The organism is Roseicitreum antarcticum, assembly GCF_014681765.1.
GTDB lineage: Bacteria > Pseudomonadota > Alphaproteobacteria > Rhodobacterales > Rhodobacteraceae > Roseicitreum > Roseicitreum antarcticum.
Map to the genome: position 1 here is coordinate 63,286 of NZ_CP061501.1, position 14,769 is coordinate 78,054.

Below are 14,769 nucleotides of genomic sequence, written 5' to 3' on the forward strand. Positions count from 1 at the left end.
GACCCAGTGGCCAACATGGTTTCAGACAAATCCGGCAACCCAGGACCGGATCATTTCACTTCAACGGAAGTGCTAAGCCTGCGTCTAGCTTCTAGTGCATCGATTTGTGGTCGCAGGGAGCGATCTTCATCGCTAAGCTGATGAAAAATCAGTTAGGGGCACTTATGACTGCCATCGACCGAATCCTTCAATCTTACCGCGATGCTGCAGTCACCGAGCGCGAAAAAGGCACCTATTTCGAACGTCTCGGTTTGGCGTTTTTCCTGAATGACCCGGTTCAGTCAGAAGAATACGAAGCTGTGTGGACATGGTCGGACTGGGCCAAAGCAAATGATCGCGACGGTAAGGATGTGGGCATCGATCTGGTCGCCAAGCTGCGCAACGAGGATGGGTTTGCCGCCATTCAGGCAAAATTCTACGCCGCCGACACCCGGATTCAGAAAGCCCACATCGACAGCTTCATCTCTGCCTCCGGCAAGGAGCCCTTCCGCAGGAGGGTCGTCCTCGACACGACGGAGCAAGAGTGGGGCGCGAACGCAGAGGAGATGATCCGAGGTCAGGCTATTCCGGTTGTGCGGATTGGGCTGAGCGATCTTCGGGAAAGCCGGATCGACTGGACGATCTTCGAGGCTCGCGGCGAAATCGTGCTCGCCGCCAAGAAAACCTTGATGCCGCATCAGCGTGACGCGTTGGCTGACGTCAGCAGCGGCCTCACCGTGGCAGATCGCGGCAAGATGATCATGGCCTGCGGCACTGGCAAGACGTTCACCTCGCTAAAGATAGCCGAGGCCATCGCAGGCAAGGGCAAGCGTGTGTTGTTTATGGTGCCGTCGCTGGCGCTGATGTCCCAGACGGTTCGCGAATGGACCAATGACACTGAGACGCCGATCCGCGCCTTTGCCGTCTGTTCGGATGCACATGTGGGCAAGCGCCGAAAAAGCACCGATGACGTGGCCGAAATCGAAATTCACGATCTGGCATTTCCGGCTACCACCGATCCCGTCAAGGTCGCCGCAAAAGCGGGCGACGATGATCCCGAGCGAATGACGGTCATTTTTTCGACGTATCAGTCCATCGTCACTTTGACCCGCGCACAGGAAGCGGGCCTTCCTGACTTCGATCTAATCATTTGCGATGAGGCCCACCGCACGACTGGTGCCACCCTTGATGGCGACGAAGAGTCCAATTTCGTCAAGATCCACAGCAACGATCATGTGAAGGCACGCAAGCGCCTCTACATGACCGCCACGCCCCGAATCTTCGGCGACAATGTTCGCAGTAAGGCCGATGAGCTTGGTGCCGAACTGGCATCGATGGACAACCCCGCACTCTTTGGCGAAACGCTGTTCTATCGCGGCTTCGGCTGGGCGGTACAGAATGGCCTGCTGACCGATTACAAGGTCATCGTCCTGGCCATGGACGAGGGGCTGGTCAGTGCTGCGGTCCAAAAGCGGCTTGGCGATGCGGGTAGCGAGCTGCTGTTGGATGACGCCACCAAGATCATCGGCTGCTATAAGGCGCTGACCAAGGTCGACCTCAAGGCCGATGTCACCGCCGATCCGCACCCGATGCGGCGCGCGCTGGCCTTTGCCAAGGACATCCGCAGCTCCAAACTGATCCGCGATGAATTCTCTGCCGTGGTTGATGAATACCTCGGCCAAGACAGCCTGGTCGAAAGTGACGAACCGTCCGACCACCTCCAGTGCGAGATCGAACATGTCGATGGCACCTTCAACGCCAAGACCCGCGGCGCTCTGCTGGATTGGCTCAAGGCGGATGCAGGCGAAAACACCTGCCGCATTTTGACCAACGCGCGCTGCTTGTCCGAGGGCGTCGATGTTCCCGCGCTTGATGCGATCATGTTCCTGCACCCGCGCAAAAGCCAGATCGACGTGGTGCAATCGGTTGGCCGCGTCATGCGGAAAACCGACACCAAGAAGATGGGCTATGTCATCCTGCCGGTCGGCGTCCCGGCCGGGGTTCCCCCTGAACAGGCGCTGGCCGACAATGAACGCTACCGCGTCGTCTGGCAGATTTTGAACGCCCTGCGCGCCCACGACGAACGCTTTGACAGCACGATCAACAAGGCGTCCCTCGGCCAGGATATCTCGGACAGGGTCGAAATTGTCGGCATCAATGCCGATTCCGAAGAGCTGCGGTCTGTCACCGCCGTTGTCGACAAAATGCCCACCAAGACCAAGGCCGCCAGCTCCGGCATCGGATCAGGCAGCGGTGGACCTGGCGATGATGTCATCGAGGGGCCCGAACCCAGCCAGACTGAGATGACCTTCTCGATCGACGAATTCTCTCGCGCCATCATGGCCAAGATCGTCAAGAAATGCGGCACCCGTGATTATTGGGAGGACTGGTCCGCCTCCATTGCCGAAATCGCCAAGAACCACATTACCCGCCTGACCGCGCTGCTGAAAGACCCCGACACCGAAGCCCGCAAAGCTTTCGATGCCTTCCTTGCCGAACTGCGCGACGATCTGAACGACACCATCTCCGAAGGCGACGCCATCGAAATGCTCGCCCAGCACATCATCACCCGGCCCGTGTTCGAGACCCTGTTCGAGGGCCACAAGTTCACCGCCGAAAACCCCGTCTCCCGCGCCATGCAGCGTGTGCTGGATGTGCTGAACGAGGCCAATCTCGACAAGGAATCCAAAGACCTCGAAAAGTTCTACGCCAGCGTCAAGATGCGCTCGCAGGGCATCACCGACCCGCAGGCCAAGCAAAAGCTGATCGTCGAGCTTTACGACAAGTTCTTCCGCCGCGCCTTCCCCCGCACCACTGAAAAACTGGGCATCGTCTACACCCCGGTCGAGATCGTCGATTTCATCATCCATTCGGTGAACGAGGTGCTGCAATCTGAATTCGGCCAGACCCTCGGCTCCCCCGGCGTCCACATCATCGACCCCTTCACCGGCACCGGCACCTTCATCACCCGCCTGCTGCAATCCGGCCTGATCGCTCCCGAAGAGATGGAGCACAAGTTCCGCCACGAAATCCACGCCAATGAGATCGTGCTGCTGGCCTATTACATCGCCGCGATCAACATCGAGGCGGTCTATCACGGGCTGATGGGCGGCGACTATGTGCCGTTCGAGGGCATCTGCCTGACTGATACCTTCCAGATGTATGAAAGCGACGACCTGATCTCGCATTACATGCCGGACAACTCTGAGCGTCGGAAACGGCAGAAGGCGACAGATATCCGCGTGATCGTGGGGAACCCGCCGTATTCGAAGGGGCAGGAAAGCGCAAACGACAACAACGCAAACGTCGAGTATCCGACGCTCGACGGGCGAATCCGCGATACATATGTTGCTCGATCCACCGCGACGCTCAAGAACTCTCTGTATGACAGCTACATCAGGGCAATTCGATGGGCCTCTGACAGGATAGGCGATGCGGGCGTCATGGCCTATGTGACCAACGCTGGTTGGGTGGACGGCAACGCAGCGGATGGCCTTCGCGCATGTCTTGCTGCCGAGTTCAGCGACCTCTACGTATTCCATCTGCGTGGCAACCAACGCACCAGTGGCGAACTTTCTCGACGCGAAGGTGGAAAAATCTTCGGCTCAGGCAGCCGTGCGCCAATCGCCATCAGCGTGCTCGTCAAGAACCCGGATGCGGCACAAACCGGACGCATACATTTCCACGACATCGGCGACTATCTCGACCAAAAACAGAAGCTGGCGATCATCCGCGATTTCGGAAGCATCAATGGAATTTCAGAAGTAGGTGGATGGAGCAGCATTGAACCTGATGTGCACTATGATTGGCTGAAGCAGCGCGACGCAAGCTTTGACGCATTTATTAAGATCGGAGAAAGAGGAAATAAGACAGACGTCCTATTGTTCGGAGAATATTCTGGGGGGGCCAAAACAAACCGCGACGCATGGTGCTTCAATCCAAGCCTTGAAAGCCTTACCTCTAACGTCAAGGGCATGATGGAGGTCTACAATTCAGAGCGAGTGCGTTTTCAGTCAACGGCCAGTGCAAACGTAAACCTCGAAAATTTCGTAATTGCTGACCCGGCACGTATCAGTTGGAACCGATCGCTCCTCAGGCATTTGGCAAGTGATCGCGAGCATCAATTCGACCCTACGGCTTTACGAAATAGCAATTATCGTCCTTTTACCCCTCAGTGGCTTTACTTTGATCGCTCAATGATCAGCGACATTGGGAAGATGCCGAAATTCTTTCCGCATGCCGATACAGAGAACCGTATGATCATCTTGAAATTACGTTGGTCAGGTCTCGGCCAGATTGCATCAATGTCAGATCGGGTCATCGAGCTTCAATCAGATGGCGGGACCCAGTGCTTCCCACTCTATGTGTTCGACGAAGATAACGCAGAGCGAGAGGACCTGTTTGTTGAAGAAAGTGAGGCTCCCACTTCGCGTGACGGCATCACTGACGCTGGCCTGAAACACTTCCAAAACGCCTATCCCGGCGAGACGATCACCAAGGAAGACCTGTTTTACTACGTCTATGGCCTGCTGCATTCGGAGGATTACCGCGCAAAATACGCCGACAACCTGTCCAAAGAACTGCCCCGCATCCCCCGCATCAAAACCGCCGCCGATTTCTGGGCCTTCAGCCGCGCCGGTCGCACCCTCGGCGATCTGCATGTGAACTACGAAACCGTCGAACCCTATTCGGTCACGATCAAGCAAGGCGACCTACGCCTGGCCGACATCAAGAACCCCGAGGCCTTCTACCGCGTCACCAAATGGGCCTTCGGCAAGAACGGAAAGGAAAAGGACAAGACCACCGTCATCTATAACGGCAACATCACCATGCAGGACGTGCCTTTGGAGGCTTACGACTACGTCGTGAACGGCAAGCCTGCGCTGGAATGGGTGATGGAACGCCAAGTGGTGAAGACCGACAAAGCCAGCGGCATCGAAAACGACGCCAACCGCTATGCCAATGAGACAATGAACAACCCCGCCTATCCGCTGGAACTGTTCCAACGCGTCATCACCGTCAGCCTGCGCACCATGGAAATCGTGCGCGCCCTGCCGAAGCTGGAGGTGATGGAATGAAGGTCACGACGCTCTTGGTCATGCTCGCGTTGATCCCATCCAGCGCGATCAGCCAGCAGAACTTTAGCTGTTCATATAGCGACCGAGGGGCGTGCCTCGGATACGGCGACACTGTCTGCTCCAGCCGCGGAATGTGCGTCGATCAGAATTCGGCCTGCTTTGACCAGAACCAGTGCAATTACGAAGGCTTCACCTGCAGATCCAATGTGACCGAATGCATTGAGACGCATGACGCGCTGCTGAGAAGGCACAACGACCTAGTCGACGATTTCAACGAGAACCTCGAAATCGCGAGGGGAATGGCTGCGCGGCTGGATGACGTGGAAATCTGCCTGATCTACGCGAGCACACTTGAGAGTGCGAAGCTGTGCGCCCCATGAACGTCAATCCGGCACGCACACGCCCAAAACTAGCTGTGAAAACAGCAAATCGACCGGAATCATACGGCGCGTTACGGTGTTTCCCGGTGAGGTTTTAGCATGGCACTTTTTGACTGGCTGTTCGGCCGCGCTCCCGAACCGTCTCAACGAAACCAGCCCCAACCTGCCGCTTCCGAATACCGGCCGCCAGAAATCGTCCGCCCGCCTACCAGACCGGCTTTCGCCCACGCGCACCACGTGCCAGATGGCAGTTTTCGCTTTGTCGCGTTGGACGTTGAAACCGCCTGCAGCGATGCTGCCAGCATATGTCAGATTGGCCTCGCTTGTGTTCAGCACGACAACCAGATCCAGACCTTCTCCATGCTGGTCAATCCAGGCACACGGTTTGACCCGTTCAATATCCAGCTGCACGGAATCGGCCCTGATCATGTCGCGGATGCACCCCGTTTTCCGGATGCGTTGGAGTCGCTTCTGCAGCTGCTGACAAATCATCAGCTCGTCCAGCATAGCAACTTCGATAAGCAGGCTATGAATGCAGCCTGTGGTTTCTGCGGCATCGCCACCCCGGACCTTCGCTGGAGCGACAGCGTTACGATTGCCAGGCGCGCTTGGCCTGAGTTGAAGGGGAACGGAGGCCACGGGCTGGCTAACCTGAAACGCACGCTGAACCTCCAGTTCCACCACCACGATGCAGGCGAGGACGCCCGCGCCGCCGCGATGGTCGTGCTGCACGCCGAAGCTCATCTACGAATTCCCTTTGAGGAACTGATCAAGCCCGTCGCCAGAAAGACTTATTCTGCTGCAATCACCATGGACGGCGATCCTTCCGGTGTACTGGCCGGTTCCGTAGTGGTCTTTACGGGTGCGCTGGGCATGTCGCGAAGCGAGGCCGCTGAACTCGCGGCCAAAGTCGGAATGACCGTAAAGGCCGGTATCACCAAGACGACAACGCATCTGGTTGTCGGCGATCAAGACCTGACAGTCCTTGCTGGGCACGCAAAAAGCAGCAAGCACCGAAAGGCCGAAGATATGCAGAGCGTTGGGCATCCTATCCGAATTATCGGCGAAAGTGACTTCAAGACCCTTGTCTCCAACGCCAAGGCGACCTGAGCCCCCCACGGCATGGTTCCTCCCCGGCCCCAAACGTATGCGGGGGGGCGCAGCGCGGCATTTCGCTAGCGACAGGCACTTTCACCGGGGAAGCCAGGCGGAATCCACCTGTCGGGTGATCTTGGAAAAACTGACTCATTATCAAAGGCTTGCGGAATCACGATCTCGCCGTGCTGGATTCTTTTGCGGAAGCCAGGGAATCCACTTTGCGGAAGCCACCACGTCGGAAGCCAGCCAGTGGAAGCCACCTTCAGGGAAGCTGTTGAATCCACTTCATTTTTTCGTTTGACAAAGCTGCCCCCCTTGACCTACCTATTGATCATCGAAGAATTGCGCCCGGAGGATAACCCTCGCGGGCGCTTTCGTTTTCCCCCACATCGCGGATCTTGATCCTGACGTTGGCATCGCCCAGCGCGCATCGGCACGTCCGTCCTGCCCAAATGAGAACCGCCCATGGACCTGGTCTTTGCACCGAGCCAGATCGAGACTTGGCCGCTCGACCGGCTGCGCCCCTACGCCCGCAATGCCAAGATCCATGGCACTGACCAGGTCGCCAAGATCGCCGCCAGCATGGCCAAGTTTGGCTGGACCGTGCCCTGCATGGTGGCCGATGATGGCGAGTTGATCGCCGGGCATGGCCGTGTGCTGGCGGCGGCAATGCTCGGGCTGAAGGACGTGCCGGTGATCCGGCTGAGCCATCTCGACGAGGCCGAGCGCCGCGCCTATCGCATCGCCGACAACAAACTGACCGAGCTGGGCGAGTGGGACGAGGCGATGCTGCGCGACGAGATCGCGGGGTTGTTGGCCGAGGATTTCGACCTGTCGTTGCTGGGCATTACCGACGAGGATCTGGACACCCTGCTGCGCGATCCTGATCAGGTGGATGGCGGCGCGGTTGAAGGTGAGGATGACATTCCCGAGCCGCCAGTCACGCCGGTTTCGGTGGCGGGCGATCTGTGGCAGCTCGGCTCGCACCGGCTGATCTGTGGCGACAGCACCTCGGCCGATGTGGTCGCGCGACTGCTCGGCGATGTGCGGCCGCTGCTGATGGTGACCGACCCGCCTTACGGCGTGGAGTATGATCCGTCTTGGCGCAACCAGGCGGGCGCGGCCAAGACCAAGCGCACCGGCAAGGTGCTGAATGACGACCGGGCCGACTGGCGCGAGGCTTGGGCGCTGTTTCCCGGCGATGTTGCCTATGTCTGGCATGGCGCTCTACATTCCTCGACCGTGGCCGAAAGCCTGGTTGCGGCGGGTTTCGCTGTCCGGTCGCAGATCATCTGGGCGAAGGACCGGCTTGTTCTCAGCCGGGGCGATTACCACTGGCAGCATGAACCCTGCTGGTATGCGGTCAAGAAGACCGGCAAGGGGCATTGGGCCGGGGATCGCAAGCAGACCACGCTGTGGCACATCTCCGGCAAGGATCAAGACGCCGCCACCGTCCACGGAACGCAAAAGCCGGTGGAATGCATGCGCCGCCCGATCCTGAATAACTCCAGCCCCGGTCAGGCGGTTTATGAGCCGTTCATGGGATCAGGCACCACGCTGATCGCGGCAGAAACGACCGGTCGGGTGTGCTTCGGGATCGAGCTGAATCCGGCCTATGTCGATGTGGCCATCGAGCGTTGGCAGCAGTTCACCGGCGGGAACGCCGTCGTGGCTGACACCGGCGAAACCTTCGCAGAGATGAAGGCCAAGAGGCTGGCGGCATGAATGTGCCAATCCTGCCGGGCCGGATAGAGCATTGGCCCCTTGCCCGACTGAAACCCTACGCCCGCAATGCCAAGACCCACGATGCAGATCAGGTCGGGAAGATCGCCGCCAGCATGGCGGAGTTTGGCTGGACCGTGCCGGTGCTGGTCGCGGCCGACGGGGAGTTGATCGCTGGCCATGGTCGCATCCTGGCAGCTGTCCATCTGGGACTAACCGAGGCCCCGGTCATCGTGCTGGGCCATCTGACCGAGGCGCAGCGCCGGGCTTACCGCATCGCCGACAACAAACTGACCGAGTTGGGCGGCTGGGACGAGGCCCTGCTCCTGCAAGAATTGCAGGCCCTGCTGGCCGAGGATTTCGACCTCGGGTTGATCGGGATCCCGGAGGATGAACTGAACGCGTTGTTGGCCGATGCCGACGGCCGACCCGCGATTTCTGACGATGCGGCTGATGCCATTCCGGAGCCACCCACCAACCCCATCACCAAGCCGGGCGATATCTGGACGCTGGGCAAACACCGGCTGTGCTGCGGCGATGCCACCGATCCGACCGCAGTCGCCAGGCTGATGCAGGGCGAACAGGCAACGCTGATGTTCACCTCGCCGCCCTATGCCCAGCAGCGCGATTACGGCGCGGCCAAGGAAAAGGTCGGCGATTGGGATGCGCTGATGCAAGGCGTGTTCGCTGCGGCACCGGTGACCACCGAGGCACAGCTACTGGTCAACCTCGGCCTGGTGCACCGCGACAGTGAATGGCAGCCCTATTGGGAAGGATGGGTGGAATGGATGCGCACATCTGGTTGGCGACGGTTTGGCTGGTATGTCTGGGATCAGGGCCCGGGCTTGCCGGGCGACTGGAACGGCCGCTTGGCCCCGTCACACGAGTTCATTTTCCATTTCAACCGCGCCCCACGCAAACCGCACAAGACCGTCCCGTCCAAGCACGCGGGCGAAACCTTGGGCGGCGGTGGGCTGCGCGGGGCAGACGGCACCGTGCACGCCAAGACCGGGACAGGAAATGCGATCCTGAGCCATCGCATCCCGGATAGCGTGTTCCGCATCATGCGCCATAAGGGTGGACTGGGCGCTGCCGGATCGCACCCAGCGGTGTTCCCCGTGGCATTGGTCGAGGCTGTGCTGACAGCGTTCAGCGATGCCAACGACCTGATCTATGAACCGTTCTGCGGCTCCGGCACCCAGATCGTCGCCGCCGAACGCGCTGGGCGGCGCTGCTTCGCGATGGAACTGGACCCGGTTTATTGCGACGTGGCCGTGCGGCGGTGGGAGATGGCGACGGGGCGAAAGGCTGACCTGACTACAAAATGAACAAAAGGGGCCACTCTGCGCCATCAAAACTGCCACTTTCCTACGAAACTCACCAACCATTGACCATCACTCCATCTTCAAATCCATCTGGTCCCATGATAGCGTCACTCAGTTGATGTCTGTGGAGCGAGCAATGGATTTTACGACGAGCTGGATCGGTTTTATCGGCCTCCTGATTGAGGTTGCTGGATTAGGCTTCCTCTTTTTTGAGCTCATGCGATCCAAGCGCGCTGATCATCGCGAACAATCAATTTCCGCCTTCAGGAAACTCTTGGAAGAAGATGCACTCGAACTTCATATTCGAACCCATCGTAGTTTCGCTACAACTGTCGGGGCCATGCAAAAGCTCAGCGAAATGAAAACTGATCCTTTGACAGATGCGGTTTGGAATGCGTTTTCGGCGAATTTGAAGGAAGCCTCTGAATCTCTCATGTCGACACAGAAGCTTGAGGAAATGTCGACTAGAAAGACCGTTGCTTCTGCGGAGACGCTCAGAAGCTTCGAGCGCATGGAAAAAGAAGCTAAACGCCTACGCGGAATTGCTGCCGTTGGCATCGCATTTGTGTTATTCGGTGCATCGCTTCAGCTCCTTGATTTGTGGGTGGTATGAACGTGTACAGGCTCTCGTCAAGTTGGAGCAACAATTAGACGATAAACTGTCCCCCTGCCCTCGACCTTCTCGGCGGCGATGGGCAGGCCCAGCCTCTTTTTTAAGGCGCCAGAGATCGAGCCCCGGACAGTATGTGCCAACCATGCCGTGGCCTCGACCATCTCGGCGACCGTCGCGCCCTCGGGGCGCTGGAGCATGGCGATAATCTGCGCCTGCTTGGTGCCTGTGCGCAGCTTCGGCTGAGTGGCTGCAGGCAATTTGGGCGCGGACGTCTCAGCTGCATCTTTGCGGATGGCAACAACAGCCTCCACCACCACCGGCTCAATCCCAATTGCCAGCAACCCGGCGTCGGTCACCACCAGCGTCGTGCCGTGCCCGTCGCCGGTTTCCCGCCAAAGGGGTTCTCTCTTGCGCAAGTTGGCATCGACCTCCTGCAGCCAGCCGTGTTCGATCATCTTTGTCACGGCCATCTTCGCCGCCGCACCGGCCAGCCCCTTGGGAAGTGGCAGGGCGATGTTTTCGGGGCGCTGGGCCCCGGCGCTGAGGATGATGGTCTGGGTTTCGGTAAGCTTGGTCATGGTGGGTTCCTCCTACTGATCGTTGGCGGCAAGGAAGGCTGCAATGCGCGACATCAGGTCGTTGTGACCGTCGGCATCCGTGCCGATGATCACGTCGCCATCGTCGTCGCGTTCCAGATCGGCGATCTCGCGCAGCAGGGCGATGGCATCGTCGCAGGCGGCAATGCGGTCGGCTTCCCAAACGGCGGTGATGGCGTCCTGTTCGATCTGGTGGCGCTGAGCGGGATCAAGCGGCATGTTCGCCCTCCTTGAAGGCCGCGTCGGTGATCTGGCGCAGAAGGCTGGCGTAGTGGTTAAGAGTGCCGACGTCGCCCCAGTTGATATCGTCGGGGTGGGTCTCGAAGTGGTCGTCGCTAAAGGCCTTTAGACGCTCCAGCATCGCGTCGATCTGGAACTTGGTGGTCATGAAGGCGTCGAGGGCTTTGGTGTTGTTGGTGGCGGCGCGGCGGGTGGTCATGGCGGGATCTCCGTGGGTGAGTTGCATCGTTTTGGTGTAATCAGCATCGCTCCAGCGGCAGCATTAGTGTAGGCAAATCAAAGCAATATCAGTGCTTTATGATTACACTCTGCCAGCACCGGCATTCGGTTCGACCGCCACCCACTGGCATCCGATCCACATGTAAAGATGCGCAAACTCCCGCGTCGGGCGCGGCAGGATGCGGGGACCACGAGGCGGGCTGAAGCAATCCAGCGCCTCAGCTGTGACCTGCCGGATTTCACGGGCGGCGAGGATATCCTCGGGCTTCCAGCGTGCCAGCGCGGGCAACATGTGCGCAGGATACCCGTCAAAATGGCAGTACACATGGGCCCATTCGTCGGGCCCGATCTGGATGGCGATTTGCGCGCGCGTGCTCATGTGGGTCTCCTTTTTCGGGGCGGTTCAGATCAGTCCTTGCTGCTGCAGGACCGGCACGACATCGACCAGTTCGATGGTCAGGCAGTCGATCCCGATCCGGCCTGCCATCTCGAAGACCTCGGCGTTCAGGCTCCGATCATTGAGGTGGCCCTGCAGCGTGGCCACACTCATGGCCTGAACGAAGCGGGCGCGGTCGATGAAAATGCGGGTCGTGTCAGAAGTGGTGGCGATGGTCATGGTCTTGTCCTCCTTCAGCGCTTCGTCGCGGCCGCGAGGCCAGCGGCATAAGCTTCCTTCAAGGCGGCGCGGATCGCCCAGACTGCCACATCGTGGAAATCCAAACGGTCGCTATTGCGGGTCTCCAGCGTCTCGACGCTGTGGAAATGCTTGACTGCGATCTCCAGCAGCAGAGCTTCGCTAAGGCCTTTGGCGGAGGTGGTCTTGGTGGTCATGGCGCGGTCTCCGGGGGTGAGTTGCATCGTTTTCCTGTAGCCAGAATCGCTCTAAGCGGGATTGTAATCAACTGAATAAGATCTCTATTTCTGTTTAGTTCCAATATCTTGAGGTCAAGTCAATCGCCATGGAAGGTATGTCCGAGCGCGAGTATTCCGCCCACTCCAGTCTGTCGCGCGGGGCCATCCAGAAGGCGCGCAAGGCCAGTCGGCTGGTGGTTTACAGCGATGGCTCGATTAACGCGGCCGCGTCTGATTTGCGCCGGGCCGACATGACCGATCCGGACCAGCAGCGCCGCAGCACCGGTGGCGACAGCGGGTTCAGCGGCCCGGCTGACAGCTCGTCCTATCTGAAAGCCCGCACCGCGCTGACCGTTTATCAGGCGCAAGACAAGCAGCTTGGCATCCAGAAGAAGAAGGGCACGCTGGTGGACCGCGCCCGGGCAGAGGCTCTCGTCTTTCGCCTTGCGCGGCAGGAGCGCGATACATGGATCACCTGGCCAGCAAGGGTGGCGGCGTTGATGGCGGCCGAAATAACCGCGGAGGTGGAAAAACAAACCGGCACGCCGGTGCGACCGGAGCGACCGATGATCATCGAGACCGCGATCCTGCAGAGGGTGTTGGAAGCCCATGTCAGACAGCACCTCGACGCCCTCGCTGATCTCCGGGTCTCGCTTGGATGATGACAAAGATGATCTGATCACCGACGATCTGACGGACGATCTCGACCTTGGGTTTGACGGGGCCGAAGACGTCTTGCGCAGTTGGCGCAAGGGCATGCGCCCCGATCCGGATCTGACGGTATCGGAATGGGCGGATGCGCATCGCTGGCTGTCGTCGCGTGCTGCGGCCGAACCGGGGCGATATCGCACCGCGCGAGCGCCCTATCTGCGCGAAATAATGGACGCGCTGTCGCCGCGGCACCCGGCGCAACGGATCAGCTTCATGAAAGCAGCGCAGGTTGGCGCTACAGAGGCTGGCAACAACTGGATCGGCTTCGTAATCCACCACGCGCCGGGTCCGATGTTGGCAGTATTGCCCACGGTGGAAATGGCCAAACGCACCTCGCGCGGGCGGCTCGACCCCTTGATCTCGGAAAGCCCGGTGCTGCGTGCGCTGGTCAATCCGGCCCGGTCGCGCGACGCGGGCAATTCGATGCTGTCGAAGGAATTTCAGGGCGGCATCCTGGTGCTGACGGGGGCCAATTCCGCGACCGGCCTGCGGTCGATGCCTGCGCGCTACATCTTTCTCGACGAGGTCGACGCCTATCCGGCCTCTGCCGACGAAGAAGGCGATCCGGTCACACTGGCGGAAGCGCGCACGACGACATTCTCGCACCGGCGCAAGGTGTTCATGGTCTCGACGCCCACGATCCGGGGCATCAGCCGGATCGAGCGGGAATACGAGGCATCGGACCAGCGCCGGTATTTTGTGCCCTGCCCACATTGCGGCGCGATGCAGTGGCTGCAGTTTGAGAGGCTGCGCTGGGACAAGGGGCGGCCTGATACGGCCGCCTATCACTGCGAAGGCTGCGAAAAGCCCATCGCCGAGCATCACAAGACGCAGATGTTGGCGGCAGGAGAGTGGCGGGCGACGGCGACCTCAGTTGATCCGCATTCCATCGGCTTCCACATCTCGGCGCTCTATTCGCCGCTGGGCTGGAAAAGCTGGCAGCAGATCGCGCGCGACTGGCTGGCGGCACAGGGTTCAGAAGAGATGCTGCGCGCCGCGCGCAATACGCTGCTGGGCGAGACTTGGGTCGAGAGCGGCGACGCGCCGGAATGGCAGCGGCTGGCCGAACGGCGCGAAGCCTATGGCGGGCAAATCCCCGAAGGTGGTTTGTTCCTGACCGCCGGTGTCGATGTGCAGAAGGACCGGATAGAAGTCAACGTCTGGGCCTGGGGTCGGGACAGGACAAGCTGGCTGGTCGATCACATCGTGATTGCCGGTGGCCCCGATGACCCGGCGTGTTGGGATAAGCTGACAGTACTTTTAGGGAAGACGTGGGCCTGCGCCAATGGCGCGGTGATGGTGATCGGCAAGCTGGCCATCGACACCGGATATGAAGCTCCGGCGGTTTACGCATGGGCGCGGAAACAGGGGTTCGACCAGGTCTCACCGATCAAGGGCTTGGAGGGCTTCAACCGCGCCACGCCAGTGTCAGGCCCGACCTTCGTCGACGCCACCATCGGCGGCAAGCGACTGCGCCGGGGCGCGCGGCTTTGGTCGGTGGCCACGGCGACGTTCAAGACAGAGACTTACCGCTTCCTGCGATTGGAACGCCCCTCCGATGAAGATCGGGCGCTGGGCGTGGTCCATGCCCCCGGCACGATTCATCTGCCCGACTGGATCGACACCGAATGGTTGAAGCAGCTGGTCGCCGAACAGCTCGTCACCGTGCGCAACAAGCGCGGTTATAGCCACCCCGAATGGCAGAAAATGCGCGAGCGTAACGAGGCGCTGGATTGCCGGGTTTATGCCCGGGCGGCGGCGTGGATCATGGGCGCGGATCGCTGGGATGAGGCGACCTGGCGGCGGCTGGAAGAACAGGCAGGGGTGGAAACGCGCCTGGCACCGCAACTGCCCACGCCGATTGAACCAACAACGCCTGCCGCGCCAAAGGCCGGAACACCAACAACGCCACGGCGAAAACGCCGGGCTTACACACCGAACTTCATGAGGGATTGA

General features: G+C 59.9%; 14 protein-coding genes. 8 read left to right on the top strand and 6 right to left on the bottom strand.

The genetic code is table 11. The features are described from left to right. Positions 1-164: 164 nt before the first annotated feature. From H9529_RS18240 to H9529_RS18265, 6 genes are all read left to right on the top strand, one after another. Positions 165-5,057, top strand: a complete 4,893-nt coding sequence (locus tag H9529_RS18240; RefSeq protein ID WP_092892109.1) for a DEAD/DEAH box helicase — start codon at positions 165-167, stop codon at positions 5,055-5,057. Continuing rightward, complete coding sequence (locus H9529_RS18245; RefSeq protein ID WP_092892107.1) at positions 5,054-5,437, top strand: hypothetical protein; 384 nt, start codon at positions 5,054-5,056, stop codon at positions 5,435-5,437. Before H9529_RS18240 ends, H9529_RS18245 begins: the two co-directional genes overlap by 4 nt. A gap of 99 nt (positions 5,438-5,536) precedes the next feature. Then, positions 5,537-6,547 (top strand): exonuclease domain-containing protein, encoded by a 1,011-nt coding sequence (locus H9529_RS18250; RefSeq protein WP_176847291.1) that lies wholly within the window; start codon positions 5,537-5,539, stop codon positions 6,545-6,547. 453 nt (positions 6,548-7,000) lie between these two features. Beyond that, a complete protein-coding gene (locus H9529_RS18255; RefSeq protein ID WP_092892103.1) occupies positions 7,001-8,260 on the top strand; it encodes a site-specific DNA-methyltransferase in 1,260 nt (419 codons plus the stop codon). Beyond that, a complete protein-coding gene (locus H9529_RS18260; RefSeq protein ID WP_092892101.1) occupies positions 8,257-9,585 on the top strand; it encodes a site-specific DNA-methyltransferase in 1,329 nt (442 codons plus the stop codon). The genes H9529_RS18255 and H9529_RS18260 overlap by 4 nt, the downstream gene beginning before the upstream one ends. Positions 9,586-9,718: 133 nt before the next feature. Then, positions 9,719-10,195, top strand: coding sequence for a hypothetical protein (locus H9529_RS18265; RefSeq protein ID WP_092892099.1), 477 nt, complete (start codon positions 9,719-9,721; stop codon positions 10,193-10,195). Between the two features lie 17 nt (positions 10,196-10,212). Here H9529_RS18265 and H9529_RS18270 read toward each other — a convergent pair whose 3' ends face one another. The 6 genes from H9529_RS18270 to H9529_RS18295 all read right to left on the bottom strand — a co-directional run bounded on the left by H9529_RS18270 (position 10,213) and on the right by H9529_RS18295 (position 12,081). Beyond that, positions 10,213-10,773, bottom strand: a complete 561-nt coding sequence (locus tag H9529_RS18270) for a DUF3489 domain-containing protein (protein ID WP_092892097.1) — start codon at positions 10,771-10,773, stop codon at positions 10,213-10,215. A 12-nt stretch (positions 10,774-10,785) separates the two neighbouring features. Then, positions 10,786-11,010, bottom strand: coding sequence for a hypothetical protein (locus tag H9529_RS18275; RefSeq protein ID WP_092892095.1), 225 nt, complete (start codon positions 11,008-11,010; stop codon positions 10,786-10,788). Then, positions 11,000-11,230, bottom strand: coding sequence for a hypothetical protein (locus tag H9529_RS18280; RefSeq protein WP_092892093.1), 231 nt, complete (start codon positions 11,228-11,230; stop codon positions 11,000-11,002). The genes H9529_RS18275 and H9529_RS18280 overlap by 11 nt, the downstream gene beginning before the upstream one ends. 102 nt (positions 11,231-11,332) lie before the next feature. Continuing rightward, positions 11,333-11,629 carry a hypothetical protein gene (locus H9529_RS18285; protein WP_092892091.1) on the bottom strand — a complete coding sequence of 99 codons (297 nt, stop codon included), beginning with the start codon at positions 11,627-11,629 and terminating at the stop codon, positions 11,333-11,335. Between the two features lie 24 nt (positions 11,630-11,653). Beyond that, positions 11,654-11,866 (bottom strand): hypothetical protein, encoded by a 213-nt coding sequence (locus tag H9529_RS18290; RefSeq protein WP_092892089.1) that lies wholly within the window; start codon positions 11,864-11,866, stop codon positions 11,654-11,656. 14 nt (positions 11,867-11,880) lie between these two features. Then, positions 11,881-12,081, bottom strand: coding sequence for a DUF6900 domain-containing protein (locus H9529_RS18295; protein WP_092892087.1), 201 nt, complete (start codon positions 12,079-12,081; stop codon positions 11,881-11,883). Positions 12,082-12,209: 128 nt separating this feature from the next. Between H9529_RS18295 and H9529_RS18300 the strand changes: the two genes are divergently transcribed. Together H9529_RS18300 and H9529_RS18305 are read left to right on the top strand one after the other, a co-directional pair. Further along, positions 12,210-12,764: a hypothetical protein gene (locus tag H9529_RS18300; protein ID WP_092892085.1), complete on the top strand. Its 555-nt coding sequence runs from the start codon at positions 12,210-12,212 to the stop codon at positions 12,762-12,764. Continuing rightward, positions 12,712-14,769, top strand: coding sequence for a phage terminase large subunit family protein (locus H9529_RS18305; RefSeq protein WP_223814413.1), 2,058 nt, complete (start codon positions 12,712-12,714; stop codon positions 14,767-14,769). Before H9529_RS18300 ends, H9529_RS18305 begins: the two co-directional genes overlap by 53 nt.

Coding starts and splice junctions, on each gene's coding strand:
- H9529_RS18300 (WP_092892085.1), top strand. CDS start 12,210: ATGGAAGGTATGTCCGAGCGCGAGTATTCCGCCCACTCCAGTCTGTCG.
- H9529_RS18275 (WP_092892095.1), bottom strand. CDS start 11,010: ATGCCGCTTGATCCCGCTCAGCGCCACCAGATCGAACAGGACGCCATC.
- H9529_RS18270 (WP_092892097.1), bottom strand. CDS start 10,773: ATGACCAAGCTTACCGAAACCCAGACCATCATCCTCAGCGCCGGGGCC.
- H9529_RS18255 (WP_092892103.1), top strand. CDS start 7,001: ATGGACCTGGTCTTTGCACCGAGCCAGATCGAGACTTGGCCGCTCGAC.
- H9529_RS18280 (WP_092892093.1), bottom strand. CDS start 11,230: ATGACCACCCGCCGCGCCGCCACCAACAACACCAAAGCCCTCGACGCC.
- H9529_RS18250 (WP_176847291.1), top strand. CDS start 5,537: ATGGCACTTTTTGACTGGCTGTTCGGCCGCGCTCCCGAACCGTCTCAA.
- H9529_RS18305 (WP_223814413.1), top strand. CDS start 12,712: ATGTCAGACAGCACCTCGACGCCCTCGCTGATCTCCGGGTCTCGCTTG.
- H9529_RS18260 (WP_092892101.1), top strand. CDS start 8,257: ATGAATGTGCCAATCCTGCCGGGCCGGATAGAGCATTGGCCCCTTGCC.
- H9529_RS18245 (WP_092892107.1), top strand. CDS start 5,054: ATGAAGGTCACGACGCTCTTGGTCATGCTCGCGTTGATCCCATCCAGC.
- H9529_RS18240 (WP_092892109.1), top strand. CDS start 165: ATGACTGCCATCGACCGAATCCTTCAATCTTACCGCGATGCTGCAGTC.
- H9529_RS18285 (WP_092892091.1), bottom strand. CDS start 11,629: ATGAGCACGCGCGCGCAAATCGCCATCCAGATCGGGCCCGACGAATGG.
- H9529_RS18295 (WP_092892087.1), bottom strand. CDS start 12,081: ATGACCACCAAGACCACCTCCGCCAAAGGCCTTAGCGAAGCTCTGCTG.
- H9529_RS18290 (WP_092892089.1), bottom strand. CDS start 11,866: ATGACCATCGCCACCACTTCTGACACGACCCGCATTTTCATCGACCGC.
- H9529_RS18265 (WP_092892099.1), top strand. CDS start 9,719: ATGGATTTTACGACGAGCTGGATCGGTTTTATCGGCCTCCTGATTGAG.